Raw genomic sequence first — 25,735 nt, 5'->3', positions numbered from 1 at the left:
TCCACAGGGCATCCCCCGGCCCCGTTCATCCGGCATTCACGAGCGGCGGCGCGGAGCGGACGGACGCGGTGCCAGGATGGTCGCATGGACGGCGACAACCTGCTTCTCGAAGACGGTCTCAGCGATGACCTCGACGACGACTTCGACGACGAGGAGGAGCACTCGGACCCGCTCCTCCCCGACAACCGCTACCTCGACCGGGAGCTGAGCTGGCTGGCGTTCAACCAGCGCGTGCTCGAGCTCGCGGAGGATCCGCTGGTTCCGGCGCTCGAGCGGGCGAACTTCCTCGCGATCTTCTCGTCCAACCTCGACGAGTTCTTCATGGTCCGGGTCGCCGGCCTCAAGCGCCGCATCCTCACGGGGCTCGCCCTGCCGACGAACATCGGGCGCGTGCCGGTCGACGTGCTGACCGACATCTCGGAGAAGGCGCACCTGCTGCAGCAGCGCCACTCCCGAGCGTTCAAGGAGCTCGTCGAGCCCGCCCTGCGCGACGGCGGCATCGACCTCGTCCGCTGGGACGAGCTGAGCGACGCCGAGCGCACCGTGCTGGACGACTACTTCTCGGCCCAGGTGTTCCCGGTGCTGATGCCGCTCGCGGTCGACCCGGCGCACCCGTTCCCCTACATCTCCGGCCTCTCGCTCAACCTCTCGGTGCGGGTGCGGAACCCGAAGACGCAGAAGGTCGAGTTCGCGCGCCTCAAGGTGCCGCAGATGCTCCCCCGCTTCGTGCGGATCGCCGGCGTCGCGGCGCCGGGCGAGCCGATGCGGTTCATCTCGCTCGAGGACCTGATCGCCAACCAGCTGGACGACCTGTTCCCCGGCATGGAGATCCTCGACCACCACGTGTTCCGGGTGACGCGCAACGAGGACGTCGAGGTCGACGAGGACGAGACCGAGAACCTGATCAAGGCCCTCGAGAAGGAGCTGCTGCGCCGCCGGTTCGGCCCGCCCATCCGCCTCGAGGTCACCGACGACATGGACGACGAGACGCTGGGCCTGCTGGTCCGCGAGCTCGACATCACGACGCAGGAGGTCTACAAGCTCCCGGCCCCGCTCGACCTCAGCGGGCTCTTCAGCCTGCAGAAGATCGACCGCCCGGACCTGAAGTACCCCAATCACGTCCCGACGACGGCGGTGCAGCTCTCGCCCAGCGAGCCCAACCAGCGGCAGGACGTCTTCAAGGCCGTCTCCCGCGGCGACGTGCTCCTTCACCACCCCTACGAGTCCTTCGCGACGAGCGTGCAGTCGTTCCTCGAGCAGGCGGCGGCCGATCCGGACGTGCTCGCGATCAAGCAGACGCTCTACCGCACCTCGGGCGACTCCCCCATCGTCGAGGCGCTCATCGACGCGGCCGAGTCGGGCAAGCAGGTGCTCGCCCTGGTCGAGATCAAGGCGCGCTTCGACGAGCAGGCGAACATCTCGTGGGCGCGCAAGCTCGAGAAGGCGGGCGTGCACGTGGTCTACGGGCTCGTCGGGCTGAAGACCCACTGCAAGCTCGCGCTCGTCATCCGCCAGGAGAAGGGCGGAGTGCTCCGCCACTACTCCCACATCGGCACCGGCAACTACAACCCGAAGACCTCGCGCATCTACGAGGACCTCGGACTCCTGACGGCCGACCCCGAGGTCGGCAAGGACCTCACGCGTCTGTTCAACGAGCTCTCGGGCTACGCGATCGAGAAGAAGTTCAAGCGCCTGCTGGTCGCGCCGCGCCACCTGCGGAAGGGCCTGCTCAAGCGGATCGCCGCCGAGACCGAGAACGCCCGCGCGGGGCGCCCCTCGGGCATCCGGATCAAGGTCAACTCGATCGTCGACGAGTCCGTGATCGACGCGCTCTACCGCGCCAGCCAGGCCGGCGTGCCGGTCGACGTGTGGGTGCGCGGCATCTGCGGGCTGAAGCCCGGCCAGGAGGGGCTCTCCGAGACCATCCGCGTGCGCTCGATCCTCGGCCGCTACCTCGAGCACTCCCGCATCTTCAGCTTCGTCAACGGCGGCGAGCCGGACGTCTTCATCGGCAGCGCCGACATGATGCACCGCAACCTCGACCGCCGCGTCGAGGCTCTGGTGCGGATCGTCGAGCCGGCGCACCTCAGCGAGATCGACGACATGTTCGAGCGGGCGATGGACGAGCGGACCGCCTCCTGGTGGCTCGGCCCGGACGGCGACTGGACGCGGCACCACCTCGATGAGGAGGGCGCTCCGCTCGCCGACCTGCAGAACCAGCTGATGCAGCACATCACCCATCGCAAGCGCGCGGCGACACGGTCCGCCAACCGGGCCTCCAGCCGCTGACGCCCGTGACGGGCACCGTCTACGCAGCAGGAGCGGTGTGCTGGCGGATCATCGAGGGCCGCCCGCACATCCTCGTGATCCACCGGCCGCACCGCCGGGACGTCAGCCTGCCCAAGGGCAAGGTCGACGCGGGCGAGTCCCTCCCGGAGACCGCGGTGCGCGAGATCCGCGAGGAGACCGGGCTCTCGGTGGCGCTCGGGGTGCCGCTGGGGTGCACCGAGTACACGCTGCCGAGTGGGCGCCCGAAGGCCGTCTACTACTGGGCGGCGCAGGTGACCGAGAAGGCCGTCCTGGCGTCCGACTTCCTCCCGAACGACGAGGTCGAGGCGCTCGAGTGGGTGACGCTCAAGCGGGCCCGGAGCTACCTGACCTATCCGCACGACGTGACGATCGTCGACGAGTTCGCCCGGATAGCCGCACGCGGTGCGCTCGAGACCTTCGCGATCGTGGTCCTGCGGCACGCGAAGGCGGTGCCCGCCTCCTCCTGGGACGGCCGCGACTCCACCCGCCGCCTCACCGGGCGCGGCCGGGTCGAGGCCGCTGCCGCCGCTCAGGCCGTGGCCGCCTGGCGCCCGCGCCGCCTCGTCTCGAGCACCGCCAAGCGCTGCCGGTCGACCATCGCCCCGCTGTCCGGTCTGGTCAGGAAGCCGGTCAAGCTGCGCGACGACCTCAGCCAGGAGGCGCACGAGCAGGGCACCGCCGACGTCCGCGCCCTCGTCGGCAAGCGGGTCCGCGCCCGCCGCACCGCCGTCCTCTGCAGCCACCGACCGGTGATCCCCGAGATCCTGCGCGAGATCGCCCTCGCCACGGCGACCCCTCTCGGCGCCTACCTCGACGAGGCGGCAGCGCTCCCGACCGGCGGCTTCGCCGTGGTGCACCTCTCCACCGGTCACCCCGGCTCCGGCATCGTCGCGATCGAGACGCACACGCCGCTGGCCTGACCCGCCCGGGCGCTGCGCGGCCGGCTCGACGGGTCCCTCCGGACCGGGCCGGTCGCGCCGCCGGGACGCGCCCGACGCACCGCGCCTTCCCCGCCGCCCCGTCGCTCCGCAATCCCCGAGGCGGACCCGTTCACCGCGCGTTCACCGAGCGGTCGGTGCCAGGACACGACCCCTCCGTACTCTCGCTCGCGGGCTGCACCAGGCCCTGTTCTGTTTTCCACGCTTTCCTACCCGAAAGGGATACTTGTGAGATTCTCGCGTCTCGGCCAGGCGGCCGTCGTCGCCGCCGTCGCAGCGATCACGCTGACCTCCTGCGCTGCCAACGAGGCACCGGCCGCAGGCGGCAGCTCCGGCTCCGCCACCACCTCCACGCTCTCCGGCACCATCACCGGGATCGGCTCGTCCGCTCAGGGCACCGCGCAGACCACCTGGGCCGCCGCGTTCCAGACCGCGAACCCCGAGGTCACGGTCAACTACGACCCGCAGGGCTCCGGCGCCGGCCGCACCAACTTCATCGACGGCGCCGCCGACTACGCCGGCTCCGACTCCGCGCTCAAGGACGAGGAGCTCGCGGGCACCTTCGCCGCCTGCGCCCCCGACACCAAGGCGATCGACCTCCCGGTCTACATCTCGCCGATCGCGGTCATCTTCAACGTGGAGGGCGTCGACGAGCTCAAGCTCGACGCGGCCACCATCGCTGGCATCTTCAAGGGCACCATCACCTCCTGGGACGCCCCGGAGATCAAGGCCCTGAACCCCGACGCGACCCTCCCGTCGGCGAACATCACCTCCGTGCACCGCTCGGACGACTCGGGCACCACGCAGAACTTCACCGACTATCTCGCGGCCACCGCGAGCGACGTCTGGGACGCTCCCGCCGCGCAGACCTTCCCGTACCAGAGCGGTGACGGCGCCAAGGGCACCTCGGGTGTCGTCGACGCGGTCAAGAACGGCACCAACACGATCGGCTACGCCGACGAGTCCGGCGCCCAGGGCATGGACATGGCCCAGCTGAAGGTCGGCGACGCGTTCTCGACCATCTCGGCCGACGGAGCCGCGGCGGTCGTCGCCGCCTCGCCCATCGCCGACGGCCGCGAGGACAACGACCTCGCGATCAAGATCGACCGCACCGGCACCGAGGCGGACGCCTGGCCGATGGTCCTGGTCAGCTACCTCATCGTGTGCCAGGAGTACGCGGACGCCGACAAGGGCGAGGTCGTCAAGTCCTTCGCCTCCTACGTCGCGAGCGAGGATGGCCAGGAGGCCGCCGCCGCTCAGGCCGGCTCCGCTCCCCTGAGCTCCGAGCTCGCCTCGACCGTCGCCACCGCGATCGAGTCGATCAAGTAGTCCCACCGGCAGGGCCCGTCTCGCAGCACGATCCGCGGGACGGGCCCCGCCTGTGCCGGGCTCGACCCACCGGACGCCCCTCCGAGCCCTAGCATCTCCCTGTGCGCCCCGCCGAACCCCCTCGTCTGAAGAGAGTCCCCTGGAATGGCAACTGAGACCGTCGTCCGCCCGAAGGCGAAGGTGCGTGTCGGAGATCGGGTCTTCTCGATCTCGACCGTCGCCGCCGGCTCCCTCATCCTCCTCGTCCTCGCCGCCGTCGCGATCTTCCTCATCGCGCAGTCGATCCCCGCGTTCACCGCGCCGGCCGGCAGCCTCCCCGGCGACGCGACGAGCTTCTGGGCCTACGTCGGCCCCCTGGTGTTCGGCACGGTCTGGTCAGCGGTGATCGCCCTGGTGATCGCCCTGCCGCTCTCGATCGCGATCGCCCTCTTCATCTCGCACTACGCGCCGCGCCGCATCGCGATGGCCCTCGGCTACGTGGTCGACCTCCTCGCCGCCGTCCCCTCGGTGGTCTTCGGCCTCTGGGGCGCGACCGTGCTGGCGCCGATGGTGCAGCCCTTCTACCTCTTCCTCAACGTGAACATCGGCTGGTTCCCGCTCTTCGGCGGCCAGGCGTCGGGCACCGGCAAGACGATCCTCACCGCCTCGGTGGTGCTGGCCGTCATGGTCATCCCGATCATCACCGCGGTCTGCCGCGAGATCTTCCTCCAGGCCCCGCGCCTGCACGAGGAGGCGGCGCTCGCGCTCGGCGCGACCCGCTGGGAGATGATCCGCATGGCCGTCCTGCCCTTCGGCGCCCCGGGCATCGTCTCGGCCGCCATGCTCGGCCTCGGCCGGGCCCTCGGCGAGACGCTCGCCGTCGCGATGGTGCTCTCGCCTGCGACGGTCGTCTCCTTCCTCCTGCTCACCTCGCAGAACTCGAACACCATCGCCGCGAACATCGCGCTGCAGTTCCCGGAGGCGAGCGGAGTCGGCGTCAACGTCCTCGTCGCCTCGGGCCTCATCCTCTTCGTCATCACCCTCGTCGTGAACTCGGTCGCGCGGTTCATCGTCAACCGCCGCAAGGCCTTCTCGGGAGCCAACTGATGTCCGCCGCCACCTCGTCGATGCCCTTCTCGCTGCAGGCGGGCAAGCTGCCCAAGGGCACCCCCTGGATGCTGCTCGTCGGCAGCTGGGTCGTGTTCGCCGCCGTCTTCCTGATCCTCCAGGCGGCCGGCATGATGAATGACTTCAGCCTCGTCGGCGCGATCTTCTGGGGCACCGTCCTCTTCGACGTCGCCATCTACGTGGTCTCGCGCCTGGTCGAGGGCGGCCGCAAGGCTGTCGACCGCCTCGTGACCTCGCTGGTCGCGACCGCGTTCATCATCGCGCTGCTCCCGCTGATCTCCCTGCTCTACACGGTCGTCTCCAACGGAGTCGCGCGGTTCGATCCGCTCTTCTTCTCCTCGTCGATGCGCAACGTCATCGACGCGGGCGGCGGCGCCCTCCACGCGATCATCGGCACGCTCGAGATCACGGCCATGGCCGCGCTGATCTCGGTGCCGATCGGCCTGCTCACCTCGATCTACCTCGTCGAGTACGGCCGCGGCCACCTCGCCCGGGCGATCACCTTCTTCGTCGACGTGATGACGGGCATCCCCTCCATCGTCGCGGGCCTGTTCGCCTACGCGCTCTTCGCGCTGCTCCTCGGCCCCGGCGTCCGGATGGGCTTCGCCGGCTCGATCGCCCTCGCCGTGCTGATGATCCCCGTGGTCGTCCGCTCGTCGGAGGAGATGCTGAAGCTGGTCCCGAACGAGCTGCGCGAGGCGTCCTACGCCCTCGGCGTGCCGAAGTGGCTGACCATCGTCAAGATCGTGCTGCCGACCTCCATCGCCGGCATCACGACGGGCATCACCCTCGCGATCGCCCGCGTCATCGGCGAGACCGCCCCGCTGCTCATCGTCGCCGGCTTCACCGCGTCGATGAACTACGACCTCTTCAGCGAGCGGATGATGACCCTCCCGGTCTTCGTCTACACGCAGTACGCGAACCAGGGCCCCGACGCCGAGGCGTTCCTCAACCGGGCCTGGACCGGCGCGCTGGCCCTCATCCTGATCGTCATGGCGCTGAACCTGGTCGCCCGCCTGATCGCGAAGATCTTCGCCCCCAAGCTCGGCCGCTGACACCCACCACTCGGCTCCGGCCGGAATCCCCGAAGGAAGCAATGTCCAAGCGCATCGAGGTCAACGACCTCAACGTCTACTACAGCCAGTTCCTCGCGGTGGAGGGCGTCTCGCTCGCCATCGAGCCCCGCACGGTCACCGCCTTCATCGGCCCGTCCGGCTGCGGCAAGTCGACCTTCCTCCGCACGCTCAACCGCATGCACGAGGTCATCCCCGGCGCGCACGTCGAGGGCGAGGTCCTGATCGACGGCAACAACCTGTACGGCCCGGGCGTCGATCCGGTGCAGGTCCGTCGGCAGGTGGGCATGGTCTTCCAGCGCCCCAACCCGTTCCCGACGATGTCCATCCGGGACAACGTGCTGGCCGGCGTGAAGCTCAACAACCGCCGCATCTCGAAGTCGGACGCGGACGCGCTCGTCGAGCGCTCGCTCCAGGGCGCGAACCTCTGGAACGAGGTGAAGGACCGCCTCGACAAGCCGGGCTCCGGTCTCTCCGGCGGCCAGCAGCAGCGTCTGTGCATCGCCCGCGCGATCGCCGTCTCCCCCGACGTCCTCCTGATGGACGAGCCCTGCTCGGCCCTCGACCCGATCTCGACCCTCGCGATCGAGGACCTCATCGAGGAGCTCAAGAACGACTACACGATCGTCATCGTGACCCACAACATGCAGCAGGCCTCGCGCGTCTCGGACCGCACCGCGTTCTTCAACATCGCGGGCACCGGCAAGCCGGGCAAGCTCATCGAGTACGACGACACCGCGACGATGTTCTCGCGCCCGTCCGTCCAGGCGACCGAGGACTACGTCTCGGGCCGCTTCGGCTGATCCGCCGCAGGCGAGAGCGAGCCGCGTCCCTCCGGGGTCGCGGCTCGCTCTCGTTCCACCGCGTGCCCTCCGGGAACGAGAAGAGCCGCACTCCGTGAGGGGAGTGCGGCTCTTCTCGTGCTCGGGCCGTCAGGCGATGTCGATCGCCAGTATCGGATCGGTGGTCGGAGTCGGCGAGCCGCCGGCGTCCTCGACCGTCACGGCGACGACTCCGCCCTCGGTCAGGCTCCCCTCGAGCGGGGCCACGGTGCTGCCCTCTCCCCCATCGAACGTCCCTGCGGCGACCGGACCGGACGAGCCGATGTACCAGAGCTCGTAGGTCTTGTCCTCCGGCAGCGGCGCCAGGTCGTCCACCACGAGGGCGGAGCGGCCGAGCGAGCTCGACCAGACCAGCGTCGCCTGCTCGCCGGTGGCGACCGTGCCGGTCGTCTCCTGCGCGTCGGGGGCGCTGCGGATCTGCTCCAGAGCCGTCTGCTGCTGCGTCTGGCCGGGGCCGGACGAGAGCAGCGGCGGAAGGGTCACTCCGCCGACCACGATCACCGCGGCGGCCGCGGCCGCCGAGAGGTAGACCGCGGGGCGGGCAAACCAGCGGCTCCGGGCGCGGTTCGCGGCGCTGCCGCCACCGTCCCGGCGAGCCGTCGGACCGCTCCGCTCGCCCTCGGAGGCGACGGGGACCAGACGGGGCGCGGCGGGCGCCTCGTGGTCCTCGTCGGGCTCCTCCAGCGGCAGCTGCGGAGTGGTGGCGATGAGCGCCATCAGGTCGGCCTTGAAGCCCGGCGAGGGCTCCACGGCGGGTGCGTCGGCGACCAGCGCCTCCGCCACCTCGGCGAACGCGTCGGCCTCGCCGCGCGCCTCCGGGTGCTCGGAGAGGAAGCGCTCGTAGCGCTCCTGCTCCTCGGGCGTCAGGATGCCCAGTGCGTGACCCGCCGCGAGATCGCGCGGATCGTCCATCCCGTCGGGGAGTCGCACATCGTTCACAGGGCCACCCCCATCTCTTCTCGAAGTCTGATCATTCCGTCACGCAGGCGCGTCTTGACGGTTCCCACGGGGCACTGCAGGATCCCCGCGATCTCGCTGTGCGAGTATCCGCCGTAGTAAGCGAGCTGCAGCGCCTGCCGCTGCAGTTCCGTCAGGCGGCCCATGGCGGCCGCGACCTTCTCGTGCTCGAGGGACACCTCCGCCTGCTCGGAGACCTGGTCGTAGTCGCGTCCGAGGTCTCGGATTCCGATGCGCATGTCCCGATCACGGCCGGCTTGAGCCGCGCGGACCCTGTCGATGGCCCTGCGGTGTGCCATCGTGAGGATCCAGGTCGTCGCGCTTCCTTTATTCGGAGCGAAACGCCCAGCGGTTTGCCAGATCTCGAGGAAGACCTCCTGGGCTACCTCCTCGGACTGGGAGCGGTCGACGAGGACGCGGATGATCAGGCCGAGGACCCGGCCGGCCATCTGGTCGTAGAGCGCGGCGAACGCGGCCTGCTCTCCCCCGGCGATGCGCTCGAGGAGGACAGCCGCCTCCGCTGTGGTGTCGTCCGTCATCAGCCCCGCCTCGCCCGCGCCCGGGCTGAAAGATTCCGCGTCATCCAGAAGGCTGTCACGGCCAGGCCTGCAACGACGACCGACACCTCGATCGGATGCGTCACGAATCGGACATCCAGCGCCAACGTGCCGATCGGCACGAGCGCGGGGTCGCCCAGCCGGGGGGCCAGCCAGAGCGAGATCACGGCCACCGCCGCAGCGGTGATGCCCGGATAGCTGCGCGGGCGGATGAGGACCCAGAGCCCGGCGAGCACGTCGAGGACCGCGAGGACGCGCATCACCGTGCCCTGCGAGAGCGAGACCCCCGCGGCGAACTGGGCGCCCTCCGCGTCGTCGACGCTCGGGGCGGCGAGGAGGTAGAGGGCGGCGACGACCAGCAGCCCCGCCCCCGCCCAGACGCGCGCGCCGATCCGGAGAGCTCTGCTGTTCTTCATTCCGCTGGCGCCTGTCTGTGGGGACTCGGGCGAGGATCGACTCCTCCTGGGCCCTCGCCTCGCGCACCGTGGCGGCGATGCGAGCAGAGAAGGGGCCGGACCGCAGGAACGCCTCTCGGCGCGAGGCCGCTCGAAGCGGCTATAAGTGGAGCCCGGGGTTACTGCGATCCGGCTTCCGCCAGTCTACCAAAGGCCTCCGCGGTGGCGGCGAGCGGCGTTCGCAGTGGGTGAACGCGGGTTGCGCGTCACTCCAAGGAGTCGCTCCGCCACAGCCGCGCGCAGCTCACGAGCTCGGCCGCGGTGGTCGAGAGGCGCAGGGCGCGGGTGGTCAGCTCGCTCGCCCGGGCGGGGTTCACCGGCTCCACGTCGTCGGCGACCGAGACGGCTCCGGAGGCGCTCACGCGGCAGAACGCCGCGGCGCGGTCCAGTGCCACCGCGAAGTCGCCGTCGAAGACGCCGCGGAGGATCCGGTCGGCCAGCTCGGTGATCTCGGCCGGCCCCGTGGGAGTGCTGGCTCCGGCGACCACCGGGTCGATCGTGGCGGACAGCTCGACTCCGCGCTGGTAGAGGAAGCTCGTGCTCTCCGGGTCCTGCCGGATGACCAGCCGCAGCAGGTAGATCCGCCAGAGGGCGCCCGGCAGGCTCGCCGCGCTGGAGCGCGCCCAGAGCTCGGCCAGCGCGTCGATGCCGTTGTGGTCGGTGTACTCGACCAGGCGGTCGATGACCACCGGGTCGGGGTCGTTCCGGACACGGCTCAGCAGCGCGATCGCGGTCTCGTGGGCGACGCGGCTGATCTGCGCCGGGTCCTCTCCTCCCTGGAACGCCTCGAAGACGTGGGAGGGGAACTTGGTCGGCTTGTGGAAGCCGTCTGTCATGGGGCCGCCTTCCGCGGTCGTGCGCGCGGACGCTCTCGCGCTCGCGCTCCGTAGGGGGTTCGAGGAGGGTAACGCCCGCGGCTGGGCGGGTATGCCCGCGCGGAGGACGCGGTCCGCTCCGGGATCGTCCGCGCTCCGGGCCGCACCTGCTCCGGGCCGCACCTGCTCCGGGGGCGTCGACGGCCCGCTACCCTGGAGCGCGCGGGCCTCTAGCTCAGTTGGCAGAGCAGCGGACTTTTAATCCGCGGGTCGTCGGTTCGAGCCCGACGGGGCCCACCACACGACCGCCTGGTCGCGCTTTCCGGACAGTGCCAGGGCGCAGCCACGTCGCCGCACTACCGTGCAGAGGTGCTGACCGTCCTCCGCGTCCTCCTGCGCCGGCCTCGGCTGTGCGAGGCGTGCCGCTTCCGGCCGGCCCGCCGCCGTGACCCGTTCTGCTCGATGGACTGCGCGAAGACGTACTACCTCTACCTCTGACGGCTCGTCCGGGCCGCGGTGCTCCGCGACGGCGTCACTCGTGGCAGAGCGACCACACCTCGTCCGGGTAGTCGCGGACCTTCTCGCCGACGAGCAGGCGCCAGCGGCCGTCCTGGTGCTCGAGCAGGCGGCCGGTGACGACCTCCGAGAGCCAGTCGGAGTCGATCCGGTACCAGCGGACGAGGCGGACGGTCGTCGCGGTGTGCGAGACGCGAGTCGTCATCGCGGGAGTCCCTTCTCGAGGAGGGAGCGGGGTGCTGGAACCAGCGGGGCGTTCGACGCGCGAACGGGGGGATGACCCGCACCGGGACGACTCCGTTGTCGACCGGCCGGGAGACTGCGGCGGGCATCCGGCGGACCGGATGCCAGGAACTCTAGACGACCGCGCGAACGGTGTCTGTCCCGTCGCCGGTCACAGCGGAGCGGCTCCGTTCAGCGGACTCAGGGCTGGACGGTGCAGCCGGCCGAGCGCGTCTGCCGGAACGCGGCCGCTTCGCGGGTGCGGGAGCGGAGCCTCCTCGCGCGGCGGCGGAGGAGCCGCTCGCTCGGGCCGAAGGCTCCGGATTCGAGGAGCTGGCGGAGGGACAGGGTCACCTGCCGGGCCAGACGGGGATCGATGCGGCCGGGGATCCGGATCGCGTCGATGAGGTCGAGGGCGTTGCGCGTGGTGCGGGAGATCGCCATGACGGAACCCTAGGGACGCCGGGGCGCGGTGTGCGCGCCCCGGACGGGGGCGCCGACGGGGACTGATGCTCAGCCCCGGGGCGCCCCGGCGGGATCAGTCGTGCCCGTTGCTGCCGTCGCCACGGCCCGTGGAGGACTGCAGGCGGTCGATGTGCTCGGAGGCCTGGGCCTTGGTGAGGTCGGCGGGCAGGGTCTCGCCCGCCTCGCGCGCGAGGGTGTCGAGGTAGCTGCGCTGCGGGCCGGTCATCGGCTCGTCGCCGGTGACCCAGTCGGACGGGTCCTTGCTGGCGCTGGTGTCGCTGCCGTCGTCGGCACGGGCGCCGAGGACGTCGCCCTCGGTCTTGACATCGGGATCGGTGGTGTTGTCATCGCTCATGGTGCGACCGTACGCCCGACCACCGACGCCGACGAGGGCTTGCGGAGCGGGCCCGGGCGCCCCGCTTCACGAGCCGAGCAGCGCGTGCGCGACGGTGAAGATGACCAGCCCGGCCAGGGAGCCCACGACGGTGCCGTTGATCCGGATGAACTGGAGGTCCTTCCCGACCTGCAGCTCGAGCTTCTCGGACGTCTCGCGCGGGTCCCAGCGGTGGATGGTGTCGCCGATGATGCTGGCGATGTCGGTGCGGTAGCGGTCGACCAGGTTGGCCGCGACCGATCCGATCCAGGAGTCGACGGTCGCCGCGAGACCGGCGTCGGTCGAGAGCCGGCGGCCCAGATCGACCACGATCGACTCGATGCTGCCGCGGAGGGGGCTCGACGGGTCGTCCATCGCGCCGAGGAGGGAGGCCTTCGTCGCCTCCCAGGCGTCCCCGGCGAGCTCGCGGACGCGCGGGCTGTCGAAGGCGCGGTTCTTGATCTCCTCGACCCGGGCGATCAGGTCGGGGTCTGTGCCCAGATCCTGCGCCAGCGTGGCGAGGTAGCCGTCGATCGCGATCCGGAACGGGTGCACCTGGTCCTCGCGCACCGCGGCGACGAAGACGAGCGCCTCGCGGTACAGCCGCTCGTCCACCGCTCGGCTGACCGCGGAGGGCAGCCAGCTCGGCAGGCGGCCGCTGACCATGCGGGTGAAGCTCTGCGGGTTCGCGGTCAGCCACGCCTCCGCCTGCTCCACCAGCGTGTCCACGAGGCGCCGGTGGTGGCCGGCCTCGACCACGCTTCCCACCAGCGAGCCCAGCGGCGGGCCCCACTGCGGGTCGAGGAGGTGGCGCCGTGCCAGCGCCTCGATCACGCGCTGCACGTCGGAGTCGTCCAGCAGGGCGATCGCCGAGCGGACGGCCGCGGCGCTCTCGCCGCCGACCCGGTGCGCGTTCTCCGGCTCGGCGAGCCACAGCCCCGCCCGCCGGGCGATCCCGAAGGAGTCGAGCTTCTCGCGCACGATGGCGCCGCGGAGGAAGTTCTCCTCGACGAACTGCGCGAGGCTCGCGCCGATCTCGTCCTTCTTGGTCGGGATGATCGCGGTGTGCGGGATCGGCAGGCCCAGCGGCCGCCGGAACAGCGCGGTCACGGCGAACCAGTCGGCGAGCGCGCCGACCATCCCGCCCTCGCTCGCGGCCCGGACCCACTGCAGCCACGGGTAGCGCTCCTGCAGGGCGAACGACACGGCGAAGACGACGGCCATCACCACGAGCAGGCCCGTGGCGAGCCGCTTCATCCGGACGAGAGCGACGCGCTTGGCCTCGTCGTCGCGCCCGACCGCCGCGAGGGTGGTCATGACGCGGTGGGGAACCCCTCGTGGCGGATGCCCCACGCGACGGTCCACTCCTCGCCCGGCTCGAGCCAGCGCAGGCCCTGCCCGCTGTTGAACGCCTCGGCGGGAGCGGTCATCGGCTCCACGGCGATCGCGGTCTTCACGTCGTCGCCGTCGGGGAAGATCCGGGTGATGAAGACCTGGATGAAGTTGTGCGAGGCGTCGGCCCAGAGGAGCACGCGGCGGCCGTCCGCGGCGCGGAGGCCGTGCACGCTCTCGCCGTCGACCATCCGGACGTCGGCCCAGGCGTCGTCGAGCTCGAGGTCGCCGATGCGGCGGCCGGAGCGGAGGTCCCACTCGGTGCCCTCGACCGGGTTCTGCACGGTGGGGTTGAGGCGCTCGTCGACCTCGATGTGCACCGCCGCGTCGACGGTGATCTCGAGCTCGTCGGTCGGGACGTCGCCGATGGCGAGGAAGGGGTGCGTGCCGATGGCGACGGGCGCCTCGTCGGCTCCGACGTTGACGACGCGGTGGACGACCTTCAGCCCGTCGGCCTGCAGCTCGTAGCGGACCGAGGTCTCGAGGTGGAACGGGTAGCCCGCCTGCGGCACGACCGGCGCGGCCAGCTCGACGAAGGACGGGCCCTGGTCGACGAGGCGGTACGGGGTGCTCACCAGGAGGCCGTGGATGGCGTTGTGGTACTTCGGCTCGGTGATCGCGAGCTGGAGCGTCTCGCCGCGGTGGTGCCAGCGCCCGTCCTTGACGCGGTTGGGCCAGGGCATCAGGACGATGCCCGAGCCGAACGGCGGGACGGTGCTCTCCGGGTAGGAGGCGGTGATCTCCACTCCGTCGACCGAGAGGTGGCGCAGCGCTGCGGCCACCTCCGTCACGACGGCGTGCAGGGTGCGTCCCTCGGCGGTGAGGTCGAGCGAGAACTGGCGCCCGGTGGCGGGGGCGGGGGTGAAGTCGGCCATTCCTCGATCCTACGGACTGACGCGCTCGCCGAGCGTCCGGCAGCGGGTGACCGCGAGCCCCGCCTCCTCCAGAGCGGCGATGAGTCCGTCGGCGGCGCCCGCCCCCGTGAGCAGACGGTCGAACTCGTCGGGAGCGGCGACCCGGCCGAGGTCGACCACTCCGAGCTTCGAGGAGTCCGCGACCACGACCCGGCGGGTCGCCGCCTGCAGCATCCGGCGCTTCAGGGTCGCCTCCGGGAGGTTGACGTTGGTGACGCCGGCATCGGGGTGCACGCCGGTGCAGCCGATGAAGGCGATGTCGGCGCGGATCCGCTCGAGCAGCTCGGACGCGAGCGGCTCGACCAGCGAGTGCTGCAGCGGCCGCAGAGTGCCCCCGGTGACGACGACCGTGAAGCGCGGGATGGCCGGCTCGAGCGCCAGCGCCGTGGAGAGGCCGTTCGTGATCACCGTGACGTCGCGCAGCTCCTCCCGCGCCACGAGCGCGTGCGCGATGGCGAGCGGGGTGGTGCCCACGTCGAGCACGATGCTCTGCCCGGAGGAGACGGAGGCGGCGGCCTCCTCGCCGATCGCGGCCTTCTCGTCGGAGGCGGCGCTCAGGCCCTCCTCGAGCGAGCGCTCACCGGTGGGCCTCGGCGCCGGGATCGCCCCTCCGCGCACCCGCTGGAGGACGCCCTCGCTCGCGAGCAGGGCGAGATCGGAGCGGACCGTGACGACCGAGACCCCGAGCATGTCGGCCATCGGGGCGACCCCGACGAAGCCCGAGCTCTCGGCGGCCAGACGCAGCCGCAGCCGGCGCTCGATCGCCGACGTGGACTCCTGCTCGCCGTCCGTCCTCATCCGCCCATCGTGCCCGCGGGCCGGTGGACTTGTCAAAGGGAAAACGAGCTTTCCTTTTCGAAGGTGCGGCCCTAGTCTGACTCCTGCCATGAACGAAGCGATCACACTCTCCGCCGGCGTCGTCAAGCGCCCGCACACGCTGGCCGACGGCCGCGAGCTCCTCTACTTCGACGACGCCGACACGACCCTCCCCCCGGAGCGCGCCGCCGACGCCCGCCACCTCGACCCCCGCCCTGCCACCGCGCGGATGCGCCAGGACGTGCTGACCGGCGAGTGGGTCTCCATCGCCGCGTCGCGCCAGAACCGCGTGTTCCTGCCGCCGGCCGAGCTCGATCCGCTCGCCCCGGCGTCGCCGACGAACCCGTCGGAGGTGCCCAGCCGCTACGACGTCGCCGTCTTCGAGAACCGCTCCCCCTCCTTCGGCCCGCTCCTCGAGGACGCGGACGCGCCCGCCTCCCTGGAGGACCTGCGCACTCTCGGGCTCGGCCGGACGCTGACCAGCGTCGGCCGCTGCGAGGTCGTCTGCTTCAGCCCCGAGCACGAGGGCTCGTTCGCCACGCTCAGCGCCTCCCGAGCCCGGACCGTGGTCGAGGCCTGGGCCGACCGCGTGGGCGCCCTCTCGGCCCTTCCCGGCGTGCAGCAGGTCTTCCCGTTCGAGAACCGCGGCGAGGCGATCGGCGTCACGCTGCACCATCCCCACGGGCAGATCTACTCCTACCCCTACGTCACGCCGCGCACGACCCGCCTGCTCGCCTCGCTCGACAGCTACGGGCCGTCGATGTTCGCCGACGTCCTCGCCTTCGAGCAGGCCGGCGAGCGCGTCCTACTCCGCGGCGAGCACTTCACCGCGTTCGTGCCGTTCGCCGCGCGCTGGCCCGTCGAGGTGCACCTCCTGCCGCACCGCCACGTCCCGGACCTGGCGGCGACGACCCCGGAGGAGCGCGACGAGCTGGCTGTGATGTACCAGCGCCTGCTCCGCGGCATCGACGCCCTCTACGACACCCCGACGCCCTACATCGCCGCCTGGCACCAGGCCCCGGTGCACGAGCGCCGCGACGAGGTGCGCCTGATGCTCCAGATCACCTCGCCCCGCCGCGCCGAGACGAAGCTCAAGTACCTCGCGGGGAGCGAGGCCGCGATGGGCGCCTGGATCGGCGACATCGCCCCCGAGACGAGCGCCGCGGCCCTGCGCGCGGCGATCGAGCGGGCCGAAGCGGCCGTGCTCGAGGCCGGGATCGCACAGCGCCCCGACGCGGCGCTGCCGGTCGCCGCGCACAGCGACGACTCGCTTCCCGGCGGCGCCGCCACTCCCGCCACCACCGCCGCCGACATCGCCGAGGAGAACCGATGACCGCCGCTCCCGCATCCCTGACCGCCGTCGCCGAGAGCGCGGCCGCCGCCTTCGAGCGCACCTTCGGCCGCCCCGCCGCGGGCGTCTGGGCCGGCCCCGGCCGCGTGAACCTGATCGGCGAGCACACCGACTACAACGACGGCTTCGTCTTCCCCTTCGCGATCGACCGCGCCACGGCGATGGCCGTCGCTCCGAGGGAGGACCGCCTGATCCGGATCAGCAGCGCCTTCTCCCCCGAGGTGGTCGAGGTCGCTCTCGACGAGCTCGGCCCCGGCGCCGTGACCGGCTGGTCGGCCTACCCGCTCGGCGTGGTCTGGGCGCTCACCGAGTACGGCGTCGACCTGGGCTCCCGCTCGGGCTTCGACGCGTACGTCGACTCCGACGTGCCGGTCGGCGCGGGGCTCTCGAGCTCGGCGGCGCTGATGTGCGCGATGGCCGTCGCCCTCGACGAGCTCTGGGACCTCGGCTTCGACCGCGCGACGATGGCCCGCGTCGGCCGTCGCGCCGAGAACGTCGCGGTCGGCGCCCCCACCGGGATCATGGACGAGTCCGCCTCCCTCTTCGGGAAGCGCGACGCCGCGGTGTTCCTGGACTGCCGCAGCCTCGACACCGAGGTCGTCCCCCTCGGCTTCGAGGAGGCCGGCCTCGTCCTGCTCGTCGTCGACACGCGCGTCGAGCACGCGCACGCCACCGGCGGCTACGCCGAGCGGCGCGCCTCCTGCGAGCTCGGCGCCGCGACCCTCGGCGTGCCGTCGCTCCGCGAGCTGACGGTCGACGACCTGCCGCGCGCCCAGGAGCTCCTCGACGACGTCACCTACCGGCGCGTGAAGCACGTCGTGACCGAGGACGTCCGCGTGCTCGAGACCGTCCGCACCCTGCGCGAGCACGGTCCCCGGGCGATCGGCGATCTGCTCGACGCCGGCCACGTCTCCCTCCGCGACGACTTCGAGATCTCGGTGCCCGAGCTCGACACCGCCGTCGAGGCGGCGCGCGGCGCCGGAGCGATCGGCGCCCGGATGACCGGCGGCGGCTTCGGCGGCTCCGCGATCGCCCTCACCCCGGTGGAGAAGGAGGAGGAGGTCCGCGCCGCGGTCCTCGCCGCCTTCGCCGAGAAGGGCTTCACGACTCCGGAGCTCTTCCTGGTCACGGCCGCCGACGGCGCGGGTCGGGTGCTCTGACCTCTGCTTCCGTCGACGCCCCCTGCGACCTCGCGTCGCAGGGGGCGTTCCTCGTCCAGCCGCTACGGCGCCGGATCCGGCGGAACGACGGCGCGCCCTTCTCCCCCGGTGACCCGAACCAGCTCGGCGAAGCTCGTCGGGTAGACGGTGTGCGCGTGCCCGGCCGCAGCCCAGACCACGTCGTAGGCGGCGAGGGCCGTGTCGACCACGGTGCGCAGCGGCGCGGGATGGCCCACCGGCGCGATCCCGCCGATCGTCTGGCCCGTCGCGGACTTCACCTCCGCGGCCGGCGCCCGGGTGATCGATCCGCCCAGCTGCACGCCCAGCCAGGCGGTGTCGACGCGGTGGCCGCCGCTGGTCAGGACCAGCAGCGGCGCACCGTCGATCAGGAACACGAGCGAGTTGGCGATCTGGCCGACGTCGACGCCCAGCGCCTCGGCCGCCAGTGCCGCCGTCGACGCGGCCGAATCGAGCCAGCGCACGGTCGGGTGCACGCCGTGCCGGTCGAGGTCGGCGAGGACGCGGTCGACGGCCGGGTGGCTCCGTTCGCTCATGCCGCCGAGGCTAGCGCCCCGGCCGCCCTCACTTCTCGAACGTGGAGGCGTCGATCACGAAGCGGTAGCGGACGTCCGAGGCGAGGACGCGCTCGTAGGCCTCGTTGATCTGCGACGCCGAGACGACCTCGACCTCGCTCGCGATGCCCTTCTCGGCGCAGAAGTCGAGCATCTCCTGGGTCTCGCGGATGCCGCCGATGCCCGAGCCCGCGAAGGAGCGACGGGCGCCGAAGAGCGTGAAGACGTGCAGCGGCAGCGCCTCGGCCGGAGCGCCCACGTTCACCATCGTGCCGTTGCGGCGCAGGAGCCCCAGGTAGGCGTCGAGGTCGAGGGGCGCGCTGACCGTGTTGACGATCAGGTCGAAGGTGTTCGCGAGATCGGTGAAGGTCGCCTCGTCGCGCGTCGCGTAGTAGTGGTCGGCGCCCAGGCGGAGGCCGTCCTCCTTCTTGCTGAGGGTCTGCGAGAGCACGGTGACCTCGGCGCCCATCGCGTGCGCGAACTTGACGGCCATGTGGCCGAGCCCGCCGAGGCCGACGACGGCCACGCGCTTGCCGGGGCCCGCCTCCCAGTGCGAGAGCGGCGAGTAGGTCGTGATGCCCGCGCACAGCAGCGGAGCGGCGGCCTCGTAGGGGATCGACTCCGGCACGCGGAGCACGAAGTCCTCGACGACGACGACGTGCGTGGAGTAGCCGCCCTGGGTGATGGTGCCGTCGCGGTCGACGGAGGCGTAGGTGCCGGTGTTGCCCTTCAGGCAGTACTGCTCCTCGCCCGCGAGGCAGTTCTCGCACTCGCGGCAGGAGTTCACCATGCAGCCGACGCCGACGCGGTCGCCGACGGAGTGCTTGGTGACCTCGGAGCCGACCTCGGCGACGACGCCGACGATCTCGTGGCCGACGGTCAGCGGGTACGCCACCGGTCCCCAGTCGCCGCGGACGGTGTGGATGTCGGAGTGGCAGATGCCGGAGTAGGCGATCTCGATGAGCACGTCGTGCGGTCCGACGTCGCGGCGCTCGATGGTGGTGGGGACGAGCGGCTCGGTCGCGGAGGGGGCGGCGTAGGCGGTGACGGTGAGCATGGGTTCTCCTCGTGGGGCGGGGCGCGCTCCGAGGACGTGTCCGACGGGGTGGGGGACGCGAGAGCGCCGGGCCACGCTACCGGCAGGCGACTGGACGTCGCCCCCGAGCGCGGTCCGGCGCGGGTCCTGTGGCGCGGGACCGGTCAGCGCAGGGCGCGCTCGGCCGCCGTCACCACGTTGTGGATGAGCATCGCGCGCGTCATCGGGCCGACTCCGCCGGGCACGGGCGACAGCCAGCCCGCGACCTCCGCCGCCTCCGGTGCGACGTCGCCGGTCAGCTTCGCGCGGCCCGTCTCCGGGTTCTCGACCCGCGTGATGCCCACGTCGAGCACGGCGGCGCCGGGCTTCACCCAGTCGGCGCGGATGAGCCCGGGCACGCCCACGGCGGCCACCACGATGTCGGCGCGGCGCACCTCCGCGGCGAGATCGGCCGTGCGGGAGTGGGTGAGGGTCACGGTGGCGTCGAGGCCCTTCCGCGTGAGCAGGAGCCCGAGCGGACGGCCGACGGTGAGCCCGCGGCCCACGACGACGACATGCCGGCCCGAGGTCGGGATGCCGTGGCGCTGCAGCATCTCGACGATCCCGTTCGGCGTGCAGGGCAGCGGGCTGTCCAGCTCGCCCTCGACGCCGAGAACCAGGCGGCCGAGGTTGGTGGGGTGCAGGCCGTCGGCGTCCTTGTCCGGATCCATGAGCTCGAGCATCGCGTTCTCGTCGATGCCCTTCGGCAGCGGGAGCTGGATGATGTACCCGGTCACGGCCTCCGAGTCGTTGAGCTGCCGGATGGCGGCGCGGATGTCGTCCGCCGACGCGGTCGCGGGGAGGTCCACGCGGATCGACTCGATCCCGACCTCCGCGCAGTCGCGGTGCTTGCCCGCGACGTACGAGCGGGAGGCGGGATCGTCCCCCACCAGCAGCGTTCCGAGCCCGGGCACGACGCCCCGCTCGCGCAGAGCGGCGACCCGCTCCGCGATCTCCGTCTTGACCGCCGTCGCCGTCGCGACGCCGTCGAGTACCTGTGCCGTCATCTCGGGCTCCTCGGTCGTTGCGCGGCGGAGGGGGACGGTGCCCCGGCCTCCGCCGCGCGGGTGGTGCAGCGGATCGACTACAGCCCGGGGTAGAGCGGGAAGTCGTCGGTGAGGCGGGCGACACGGCCGCGCAGCGCCTCGAGGTCGGCCGAGGGCTTGAGCGCCTCGGCGATGACGTCGGCGACCTCGGTGAACTCCGTGTCGCCGAAGCCGCGGGTCGCGAGCGCCGGCGTGCCGATGCGCAGGCCCGAGGTGACCATCGGCGGGCGGGGGTCGAACGGCACGGCGTTGCGGTTGACCGTGATGCCGACCTCGTGGAGGCGGTCCTCGGCCTGCTTGCCGTCCAGCGGCGAGTCGCGCAGGTCGGCGAGGACGAGGTGGACGTCCGTGCCGCCGGTCAGGACGTCGATGCCCTCGGCCTTCGAGTCGGCCGCCGTGAGGCGCTCGGCGAGGATCTGCGCGCCGCGGATGGTGCGTGCCTGGCGGTCGGCGAACTCGGGCTCGCCGGCGAGCTTGAACGCGGTCGCCTTCGCGGCGATCACGTGCATGAGCGGGCCGCCCTGCTGGCCGGGGAAGACGGCCGAGTTCAGCTTCTTGGCGTACTCCTGCTTCGCGAGGATGAGCCCCGAGCGCGGGCCGGCCAGCGTCTTGTGGACGGTGGTCGTCACGACGTCGGCGTAGGGCACCGGCGACGGGTGCAGCCCCGCCGCCACGAGGCCTGCGAAGTGGGCCATGTCGACCCAGAGCTTCGCGCCGACCTCGTCGGCGATGGCGCGGAACGCCTCGAAGTCGAGCTGACGGGGGTAGGCGGACCAGCCGGCGATGAGCACCTGCGGACGGACCTCGAGGGCCTTCTCGCGGACCGCGTCCATGTCGATGCGGAAGGTCTGCGGGTCGACGCCGTACGCGGTCGCGTTGTAGAGCTTGCCCGAGAAGTTCAGCTTCATGCCGTGGGTCAGGTGGCCGCCGTGCGCGAGCTCGAGGCCGAGGATGGTGTCTCCGGGCTGCACGAGCGCGGCGAGCGCCGCGGCGTTGGCGGAGGCTCCGGAGTGCGGCTGGACATTGGCGAACTCGGCGCCGAAGAGGGCCTTGGCGCGGTCGATCGCGAGCTGCTCGGCGATGTCGACGTACTCGCAGCCGCCGTAGTAGCGGCGTCCGGGGTAGCCCTCGGCGTACTTGTTGGTCAGGACGGAGCCCTGCGACTCGAGGATCGCGCGCGGCACGAAGTTCTCGCTCGCGATCATCTCGAGGTAGCCGCGCTGGCGGTCGAGCTCCTGCTGGAGCACGGCGGCGATCTCGGGGTCGACCACCGACACGGGCTGGTCGAACGAGGCGGCGACGCCGGGGCTGGCGGGGGAAGAGGACACGGACGCTCCTTGGCTGGGAAACGGAAGGGGCCCGGCAGGTCGCTGCAGCGCGACACGGCTCGTTCGGGCGACCCGATCTACGGTATCCGTTCCAGCCCAGGCGTGCGGCGGGAAAAGTGTCCGGGGCGCTGCCCCGGAGGAGGTGCCGCTCCCTGATGGTCACCCATCCGAACGCCAGTCGCGGCGGGCTCACTCTAGCAAGCGGGCCGGGTGGCGCGGGAGTCGCGCCAGTCGGGGGCGGGCACGCGCGATCGTGCGACGATCCCTCGGGCGGTCCCGGCGCGGGACCGGGAGGGAGGGCGTCGCCGTGGGTCCTCGACGCCGCTCCGAGCGCATCGACGGCCGCAGCGACGAGGAGCTCGTCGCGCTGGTCCGGGAGGGCCGCACCGACGCGGTCTCCGAGCTCTGGCGCCGCCACTCCTCGGCCGGGCGCACCGTGGCCCGGGCGTGGGCGAGCAGCTCCGACCCCGACGACCTGGTCTCGGAGGCGTTCCTCCGCGTCCTGCGGGCGATCGAGCGCGGCGGCGGACCCGAGGGCGCCTTCCGCCCCTACTTCTTCACCACCGTCCGCAACGTCGCGGGATCCTGGGCCCGGCGGGACCGGCACGAGCGGCCGTTCGACGAGGCCGACCGCGCCCTCCCCTCTGCCGGCCCCGATCCCGAGGCGCACGCCCTCGCCGCCCTCGAGCGCGACCTGGGCGCGCGCGCGTTCCGGGCGCTGCCGCCGCGCTGGCAGGAGGTGCTCTGGTACACGGAGGTGGAGGGCCTGTCCCCCGCCGCCGCCGCACCGCTGATGGGCCTGCGGCCCAACGCGGTCGCAGCGCTCGGGGTGCGGGCGCGGGAGGGGCTGCGCTCCGCGTGGATCCGGGAGCACGTGGCGGACGCCTCGGCGACGGGCGAGTGCGAGTGGGTGCTCGAGCGGGCGGGGACGTACGCGCGAGGACGAGCCCCCGTCCGGGACAGGCACCGCATCGACCGGCACCTGGACGGGTGCCTCTCCTGCCGGGAGGCGCTGGCGGAGGCCGAGAGCACTGCGCGCCGCCTCGCGTCGGTGCTGCTGCCGCTCTCGGCCGGCGTGAGCGGTGCGGCAGCCTGGGCGGCGGGCGGGGGCTCTGGCGCGGCCTCCGGTCCGCTGCCGAGCGCGGTCCGGGCGTCGAGCGCGGTTCGAGCGTCGAGAGCGGTCCGAGCGTCGAGAGCGGGCAGCGGAACAGGAGTAGTCGTCGCCGCGTCCGCTGCGGCGGCACTCGCGGTCGCGGGAGTCGTCGGCGCGGTGGTGCTGCTGTCCGGGAACGGGGGCGGCGCGCTCGTGGCGGCGGAGGACGCCTCCGCGCGGGTGGACGAGCGCGCAACGGCCGAGGCGGCTGCGCCGGCGTCGAGCGGAGGAGCGACGGCGAGCGCCGACCGACCGGAGACGGACCCGGAGGCCGCGGACCGGACGAGTGCAGCGGACGGCGATCCGGCGGGGCGGTCCAGGGGTTCCGGCGCCGCTCCGAGGAGCACGGTGCCGGCCGTGGCCGGACGGGCCGCGTCGGACGATGCCGGAGCGACGCGCGCGACCCCCGGGAGGACGGGACGCCCGCCGCAACAGGAGCCGTCCCACGATCCCGTCGGCGCACCGGCGTCGAGAGGGATCGAGGCGACCGCCTCCCCGACTCCTGCCGCCGAGCCCGCCCCGTCCCGCCCTGCCGTGACCGGCAGCCCCGCACCGGCGCCCTCCCCTGCCGTCACCGAGGCTCCGGCCCCCTCCGGGCCGCCGGGGACCACGACCGGGAGCTCCGCGCCGGGCCCGATCGGCAACGGCCCGGGCCTGCCCTCCGTTCCGGTCCCGACCCCCGCACCCAGCACTCCGGTCACGGTTCCTGTTCCTGTTCCTGTTCCTGTTCCGACCGTGACTCCCCCACCGGACACTCCGGCTCCGGCAGCGACGCACGCACCGAGCACTCCGGCGCCGGTCCCTACAGGGGCGCCGAGCACCTCCGCTCCGGTCTCGACTCCCGCGCCGGTCACGACCCCCACTCCGGCCGCACCTCCCGCTCCGGCCGCACCGACCCTCGCGCTCGACACCGACGGCCGGCTGCTGCCCGATGCCCGGGGCACCGCCGCGCCCGGCGCCGCGGTGCTCCTCGAGGACGCCTCCGACGGACGCCGCGTGGGCTCCGCCACCGCCAACGCCGACGGCTCCTGGACCGCGCCGGCGCTCCCCCTCCCCGCGGGCACGACCACGGTGCTGGCGCGCACCGCCGCAGGAGTCAGCGCCCCCGAGACGGTCGACCTGCGCGCTCCGGTGCTCCTCGCCCGGGCCGCGTCGAGCGGGGGCGCGGTCGGCGTGCTCGTGCTCGCCGACCCCGACGCGGACGGCCTCGACCTCCTGGTCGACGGCGAGCAGGTGCGGTCCCTCGCTCCCGGAGCCCCCGTCCTCGCCGCGACCCTGGAGGTCGGTCCCGGGAGGCACACGATCGGCGTCCGCTACTCCTCCCCGGACGGGCGGACGGGACCCGTCGCCGCCGTGTCCGTCGATGCGGGCTGAGGCGCGCGGACCGCCCCGTGCCCCACCGTTATCCTGGGCGGATGCAGCCCGAACCCGCCGCGTCCGCGACTCCCCGGCCCGCCCCCGTGAGCACCCGTCCGACGGGCAGCGACGCCGCGTGGTCCGGCGCCCGGCCCGCGGGAAACCACTGGACCCTGACCTTCGCCTGCCCCGACCAGCCGGGCATCGTGCACGCCGTGTCCGGTGCCGTCGTCCAGGCCCGCGGCAACATCACCGAGAGCCAGCAGTTCTCGAGCGCCGACACCGGCCGCTTCTTCATGCGCCTGCAGGTGGAGTCGCCCATCAGCCGCGAGGAGTTCGCCGCCGCCCTGCTGCCGATCACGGAGCACTACGGGATGACCTGGCGCCTCGACGTCGTCGGCCGGCCGCTGCGCACCCTCGTCCTCGCCTCCACCGCCGCGCACTGCGTCAACGACCTGCTCTTCCGCCAGCGCGCCGGGCAGCTCGCGGTGGACATCCCGATGATCCTGTCCAATCACGGCAGCCTTCGCGACCTCGCCGAGTTCTACGGCGTGCCCTTCGAGTCGCGACCCGTGGTCTCGCCGGAGTCGAAGCGCGGGTTCGAGGAGCGCGTGCTGGAGGTCGTCGAGGAGCACGACGTCGAGCTCGTGGTCCTGGCGCGCTACATGCAGATCCTCTCCCCCGAGCTCTGCGCGCGACTGGCCGGCCGCGCCATCAACATCCACCACTCGTTCCTGCCGGGCTTCAAGGGCGCGAACCCCTACAAGCAGGCGCACGCCCGCGGCGTCAAGCTGATCGGGGCGACCGCGCACTTCGTCACCAGCGACCTCGACGAGGGGCCGATCATCGAGCAGAACGTGGTGCGCGTGGACCACTCGCACTCGGTCGCCCAGCTCGTGGCGATCGGGCAGGACGAGGAGAGCCGTACGCTCACGCAGGCGGTCAAGTGGTTCGCGGAGGACCGGGTGCTCCTCGACGGGGCCCGCACCATCATCTTCCGCTGACCTCCGGCGGCTAGCATGGTCGGCGTGAATCGAGCAGGAGCGGACACCGCGGGCACCGACATCAGGATCGGCCCGAACGCGATCCTCCGGTTCCTCCTGGAGCTCGTCGCGCTGGCGACCTTCACCCTCTGGGGCTTCGCGTCGTGGGACCTCCCGTGGAACATCGTCCTCGGCATCGGCGCTCCGGTGGTCGCCGCGCTGATCTGGGCGCTCTTCCTCTCGCCGCGCGCGGTCCTCGCGATCGACGTCTACGGCCGCTCGCTGATCGAGCTGCTCGTGATGGGCGCCGCCGCGCTGGCGTGGCTGGACCTCGGCCAGCCGGTCGTCGCGATCGTCTTCGGCGTCCTCGCCGTCGTCTCCGGCGTCATCGCGGGACGCCGCTCCCTCTGATCCTGACGGCGGCCGCTCAGGCCGAGGGGCGCTCGCCCGGAGCCGTGCACCGCTGTCCCCGAGCGGGCACCGCTGTCCCCGAGCGGGCACCGCTGTCCCCGAGCGGGCACCGCTGTCCCCGAGCGGGCACCACTGTCCCCATGCGCTCGCCGCGGCCCCGGAGCGGAACCGAACGCGTCGTCCAGGCTCGCAGCCGCTTGTCGCCACTGCGCTCTCCCG

Annotated in this window: 26 protein-coding genes and 1 tRNA gene; 13 read left to right on the top strand and 14 right to left on the bottom strand. The window is 72.4% G+C overall.

The window, feature by feature from the left end:
- Positions 1-84: 84 nt before the first annotated feature.
- The 6 genes from C5C36_RS06210 to pstB all read left to right on the top strand — a co-directional run bounded on the left by C5C36_RS06210 (position 85) and on the right by pstB (position 7,560).
- Positions 85-2,289: an RNA degradosome polyphosphate kinase gene (locus tag C5C36_RS06210; RefSeq protein WP_104224702.1), complete on the top strand. Its 2,205-nt coding sequence runs from the start codon at positions 85-87 to the stop codon at positions 2,287-2,289.
- A 5-nt stretch (positions 2,290-2,294) separates the two neighbouring features.
- Positions 2,295-3,230 (top strand): NUDIX domain-containing protein, encoded by a 936-nt coding sequence (locus C5C36_RS06205; protein ID WP_104224703.1) that lies wholly within the window; start codon positions 2,295-2,297, stop codon positions 3,228-3,230.
- A gap of 246 nt (positions 3,231-3,476) precedes the next feature.
- The gene (gene pstS / locus C5C36_RS06200; RefSeq protein ID WP_104263065.1) at positions 3,477-4,577 is read left to right on the top strand and encodes a phosphate ABC transporter substrate-binding protein PstS; all 1,101 of its coding nucleotides are present in this window, start codon (positions 3,477-3,479) and stop codon (positions 4,575-4,577) included.
- A 144-nt stretch (positions 4,578-4,721) separates the two neighbouring features.
- Positions 4,722-5,663, top strand: coding sequence for a phosphate ABC transporter permease subunit PstC (gene pstC, locus C5C36_RS06195; RefSeq protein ID WP_104227270.1), 942 nt, complete (start codon positions 4,722-4,724; stop codon positions 5,661-5,663).
- Entirely contained in the window at positions 5,663-6,739 is a 1,077-nt protein-coding gene (pstA, locus tag C5C36_RS06190; protein ID WP_104224706.1) for a phosphate ABC transporter permease PstA, read from the top strand. The genes pstC and pstA overlap by 1 nt, the downstream gene beginning before the upstream one ends.
- A 41-nt stretch (positions 6,740-6,780) precedes the next feature.
- Complete coding sequence (gene pstB / locus C5C36_RS06185) at positions 6,781-7,560, top strand: phosphate ABC transporter ATP-binding protein PstB (RefSeq protein WP_104224707.1); 780 nt, start codon at positions 6,781-6,783, stop codon at positions 7,558-7,560.
- A 129-nt stretch (positions 7,561-7,689) separates the two neighbouring features.
- Here the strand turns inward: pstB and C5C36_RS06180 are convergent, their stop codons facing one another.
- From C5C36_RS06180 to C5C36_RS06170, 4 genes are all read right to left on the bottom strand, one after another.
- On the bottom strand, positions 7,690-8,538 hold the full coding sequence (locus C5C36_RS06180; protein WP_146076502.1) for an anti-sigma factor domain-containing protein: 849 nt from the start codon (positions 8,536-8,538) through the stop codon (positions 7,690-7,692).
- On the bottom strand, positions 8,535-9,095 hold the full coding sequence (gene sigK, locus C5C36_RS06175) for an ECF RNA polymerase sigma factor SigK (protein ID WP_104224709.1): 561 nt from the start codon (positions 9,093-9,095) through the stop codon (positions 8,535-8,537). Before sigK ends, C5C36_RS06180 begins: the two co-directional genes overlap by 4 nt.
- Positions 9,095-9,529, bottom strand: coding sequence for a hypothetical protein (locus C5C36_RS17540; protein WP_104224710.1), 435 nt, complete (start codon positions 9,527-9,529; stop codon positions 9,095-9,097). The genes sigK and C5C36_RS17540 overlap by 1 nt, the downstream gene beginning before the upstream one ends.
- A gap of 245 nt (positions 9,530-9,774) precedes the next feature.
- Positions 9,775-10,404: a DNA-directed RNA polymerase subunit beta gene (locus tag C5C36_RS06170; RefSeq protein WP_104227273.1), complete on the bottom strand. Its 630-nt coding sequence runs from the start codon at positions 10,402-10,404 to the stop codon at positions 9,775-9,777.
- A gap of 203 nt (positions 10,405-10,607) precedes the next feature.
- Here C5C36_RS06170 and C5C36_RS06165 point away from each other — a divergent pair.
- A tRNA-Lys gene (locus C5C36_RS06165) sits at positions 10,608-10,683 on the top strand.
- Positions 10,684-10,752: 69 nt separating this feature from the next.
- Positions 10,753-10,881 (top strand): hypothetical protein, encoded by a 129-nt coding sequence (locus C5C36_RS18005; RefSeq protein ID WP_258069034.1) that lies wholly within the window; start codon positions 10,753-10,755, stop codon positions 10,879-10,881.
- A 34-nt stretch (positions 10,882-10,915) separates the two neighbouring features.
- Here the strand turns inward: C5C36_RS18005 and C5C36_RS06160 are convergent, their stop codons facing one another.
- From C5C36_RS06160 to C5C36_RS06135, 6 genes are all read right to left on the bottom strand, one after another.
- Positions 10,916-11,104 (bottom strand): hypothetical protein, encoded by a 189-nt coding sequence (locus C5C36_RS06160; RefSeq protein WP_104224712.1) that lies wholly within the window; start codon positions 11,102-11,104, stop codon positions 10,916-10,918.
- A gap of 218 nt (positions 11,105-11,322) precedes the next feature.
- On the bottom strand, positions 11,323-11,565 hold the full coding sequence (locus tag C5C36_RS06155; RefSeq protein ID WP_104224713.1) for a hypothetical protein: 243 nt from the start codon (positions 11,563-11,565) through the stop codon (positions 11,323-11,325).
- A 94-nt stretch (positions 11,566-11,659) separates the two neighbouring features.
- Positions 11,660-11,941: a DUF3072 domain-containing protein gene (locus C5C36_RS06150; RefSeq protein WP_104224714.1), complete on the bottom strand. Its 282-nt coding sequence runs from the start codon at positions 11,939-11,941 to the stop codon at positions 11,660-11,662.
- A gap of 66 nt (positions 11,942-12,007) precedes the next feature.
- Entirely contained in the window at positions 12,008-13,276 is a 1,269-nt protein-coding gene (locus C5C36_RS06145; RefSeq protein ID WP_104224715.1) for a DUF445 domain-containing protein, read from the bottom strand.
- On the bottom strand, positions 13,273-14,226 hold the full coding sequence (locus tag C5C36_RS06140) for an aldose 1-epimerase family protein (protein WP_104263066.1): 954 nt from the start codon (positions 14,224-14,226) through the stop codon (positions 13,273-13,275). Before C5C36_RS06140 ends, C5C36_RS06145 begins: the two co-directional genes overlap by 4 nt.
- Before the next feature lie 9 nt (positions 14,227-14,235).
- Positions 14,236-15,063, bottom strand: a complete 828-nt coding sequence (locus C5C36_RS06135) for a DeoR/GlpR family DNA-binding transcription regulator (protein ID WP_104263067.1) — start codon at positions 15,061-15,063, stop codon at positions 14,236-14,238.
- An 88-nt stretch (positions 15,064-15,151) separates the two neighbouring features.
- On the opposite strand from C5C36_RS06135, the gene galT reads away from it, so the two are divergent.
- Positions 15,152-16,414 carry a galactose-1-phosphate uridylyltransferase gene (galT, locus tag C5C36_RS06130; RefSeq protein ID WP_104263068.1) on the top strand — a complete coding sequence of 421 codons (1,263 nt, stop codon included), beginning with the start codon at positions 15,152-15,154 and terminating at the stop codon, positions 16,412-16,414.
- Positions 16,411-17,592, top strand: a complete 1,182-nt coding sequence (galK, locus tag C5C36_RS06125) for a galactokinase (protein WP_104224719.1) — start codon at positions 16,411-16,413, stop codon at positions 17,590-17,592. The genes galT and galK overlap by 4 nt, the downstream gene beginning before the upstream one ends.
- Before the next feature lie 62 nt (positions 17,593-17,654).
- Here the strand turns inward: galK and C5C36_RS06120 are convergent, their stop codons facing one another.
- The 4 genes from C5C36_RS06120 to glyA all read right to left on the bottom strand — a co-directional run bounded on the left by C5C36_RS06120 (position 17,655) and on the right by glyA (position 21,613).
- Complete coding sequence (locus tag C5C36_RS06120; RefSeq protein ID WP_104227277.1) at positions 17,655-18,146, bottom strand: YbaK/EbsC family protein; 492 nt, start codon at positions 18,144-18,146, stop codon at positions 17,655-17,657.
- Positions 18,147-18,174: 28 nt separating this feature from the next.
- Entirely contained in the window at positions 18,175-19,221 is a 1,047-nt protein-coding gene (locus C5C36_RS06115) for an NAD(P)-dependent alcohol dehydrogenase (protein WP_104233905.1), read from the bottom strand.
- A 143-nt stretch (positions 19,222-19,364) separates the two neighbouring features.
- Complete coding sequence (locus C5C36_RS06110; RefSeq protein WP_104247702.1) at positions 19,365-20,246, bottom strand: bifunctional methylenetetrahydrofolate dehydrogenase/methenyltetrahydrofolate cyclohydrolase; 882 nt, start codon at positions 20,244-20,246, stop codon at positions 19,365-19,367.
- 77 nt (positions 20,247-20,323) lie between these two features.
- A complete protein-coding gene (gene glyA / locus C5C36_RS06105; RefSeq protein WP_104224723.1) occupies positions 20,324-21,613 on the bottom strand; it encodes a serine hydroxymethyltransferase in 1,290 nt (429 codons plus the stop codon).
- Positions 21,614-21,920: 307 nt separating this feature from the next.
- Here glyA and C5C36_RS06100 point away from each other — a divergent pair, with 307 nt between their 5' ends.
- The 3 genes from C5C36_RS06100 to C5C36_RS06090 are packed head-to-tail and all read left to right on the top strand — an operon-like array spanning position 21,921 to position 25,516.
- The gene (locus C5C36_RS06100) at positions 21,921-24,140 is read left to right on the top strand and encodes a sigma-70 family RNA polymerase sigma factor (RefSeq protein WP_146085311.1); all 2,220 of its coding nucleotides are present in this window, start codon (positions 21,921-21,923) and stop codon (positions 24,138-24,140) included.
- 41 nt (positions 24,141-24,181) lie between these two features.
- Positions 24,182-25,126: a formyltetrahydrofolate deformylase gene (gene purU / locus C5C36_RS06095; protein ID WP_104247704.1), complete on the top strand. Its 945-nt coding sequence runs from the start codon at positions 24,182-24,184 to the stop codon at positions 25,124-25,126.
- A 24-nt stretch (positions 25,127-25,150) separates the two neighbouring features.
- Positions 25,151-25,516 (top strand): YrdB family protein, encoded by a 366-nt coding sequence (locus tag C5C36_RS06090; protein ID WP_258069036.1) that lies wholly within the window; start codon positions 25,151-25,153, stop codon positions 25,514-25,516.
- Positions 25,517-25,735: the final 219 nt, after the last annotated feature.

It is taken from the genome of Rathayibacter sp. AY1G1, from assembly GCF_002932095.1.
Classification (GTDB): domain Bacteria; phylum Actinomycetota; class Actinomycetes; order Actinomycetales; family Microbacteriaceae; genus Rathayibacter.
This window is presented reverse-complemented; position numbering and strand designations above follow the sequence as displayed.

Excerpts from the sequence above, each read along its gene's own strand:
- purU (WP_104247704.1), top strand. The coding sequence starts at position 24,182 with ATGCAGCCCGAACCCGCCGCGTCCGCGACTCCCCGGCCCGCCCCCGTG.
- C5C36_RS06140 (WP_104263066.1), bottom strand. The coding sequence starts at position 14,226 with ATGGCCGACTTCACCCCCGCCCCCGCCACCGGGCGCCAGTTCTCGCTC.
- galT (WP_104263068.1), top strand. The coding sequence starts at position 15,152 with ATGAACGAAGCGATCACACTCTCCGCCGGCGTCGTCAAGCGCCCGCAC.
- C5C36_RS06120 (WP_104227277.1), bottom strand. The coding sequence starts at position 18,146 with ATGAGCGAACGGAGCCACCCGGCCGTCGACCGCGTCCTCGCCGACCTC.
- galK (WP_104224719.1), top strand. The coding sequence starts at position 16,411 with ATGACCGCCGCTCCCGCATCCCTGACCGCCGTCGCCGAGAGCGCGGCC.
- pstB (WP_104224707.1), top strand. The coding sequence starts at position 6,781 with ATGTCCAAGCGCATCGAGGTCAACGACCTCAACGTCTACTACAGCCAG.
- C5C36_RS06210 (WP_104224702.1), top strand. The coding sequence starts at position 85 with ATGGACGGCGACAACCTGCTTCTCGAAGACGGTCTCAGCGATGACCTC.
- sigK (WP_104224709.1), bottom strand. The coding sequence starts at position 9,095 with ATGACGGACGACACCACAGCGGAGGCGGCTGTCCTCCTCGAGCGCATC.
- C5C36_RS06150 (WP_104224714.1), bottom strand. The coding sequence starts at position 11,941 with ATGAGCGATGACAACACCACCGATCCCGATGTCAAGACCGAGGGCGAC.
- C5C36_RS06170 (WP_104227273.1), bottom strand. The coding sequence starts at position 10,404 with ATGACAGACGGCTTCCACAAGCCGACCAAGTTCCCCTCCCACGTCTTC.
- pstC (WP_104227270.1), top strand. The coding sequence starts at position 4,722 with ATGGCAACTGAGACCGTCGTCCGCCCGAAGGCGAAGGTGCGTGTCGGA.
- pstA (WP_104224706.1), top strand. The coding sequence starts at position 5,663 with ATGTCCGCCGCCACCTCGTCGATGCCCTTCTCGCTGCAGGCGGGCAAG.
- C5C36_RS17540 (WP_104224710.1), bottom strand. The coding sequence starts at position 9,529 with ATGAAGAACAGCAGAGCTCTCCGGATCGGCGCGCGCGTCTGGGCGGGG.
- C5C36_RS06110 (WP_104247702.1), bottom strand. The coding sequence starts at position 20,246 with ATGACGGCACAGGTACTCGACGGCGTCGCGACGGCGACGGCGGTCAAG.
- C5C36_RS06145 (WP_104224715.1), bottom strand. The coding sequence starts at position 13,276 with ATGACCACCCTCGCGGCGGTCGGGCGCGACGACGAGGCCAAGCGCGTC.
- C5C36_RS06115 (WP_104233905.1), bottom strand. The coding sequence starts at position 19,221 with ATGCTCACCGTCACCGCCTACGCCGCCCCCTCCGCGACCGAGCCGCTC.
- C5C36_RS06160 (WP_104224712.1), bottom strand. The coding sequence starts at position 11,104 with ATGACGACTCGCGTCTCGCACACCGCGACGACCGTCCGCCTCGTCCGC.
- C5C36_RS06135 (WP_104263067.1), bottom strand. The coding sequence starts at position 15,063 with ATGAGGACGGACGGCGAGCAGGAGTCCACGTCGGCGATCGAGCGCCGG.
- C5C36_RS06155 (WP_104224713.1), bottom strand. The coding sequence starts at position 11,565 with ATGGCGATCTCCCGCACCACGCGCAACGCCCTCGACCTCATCGACGCG.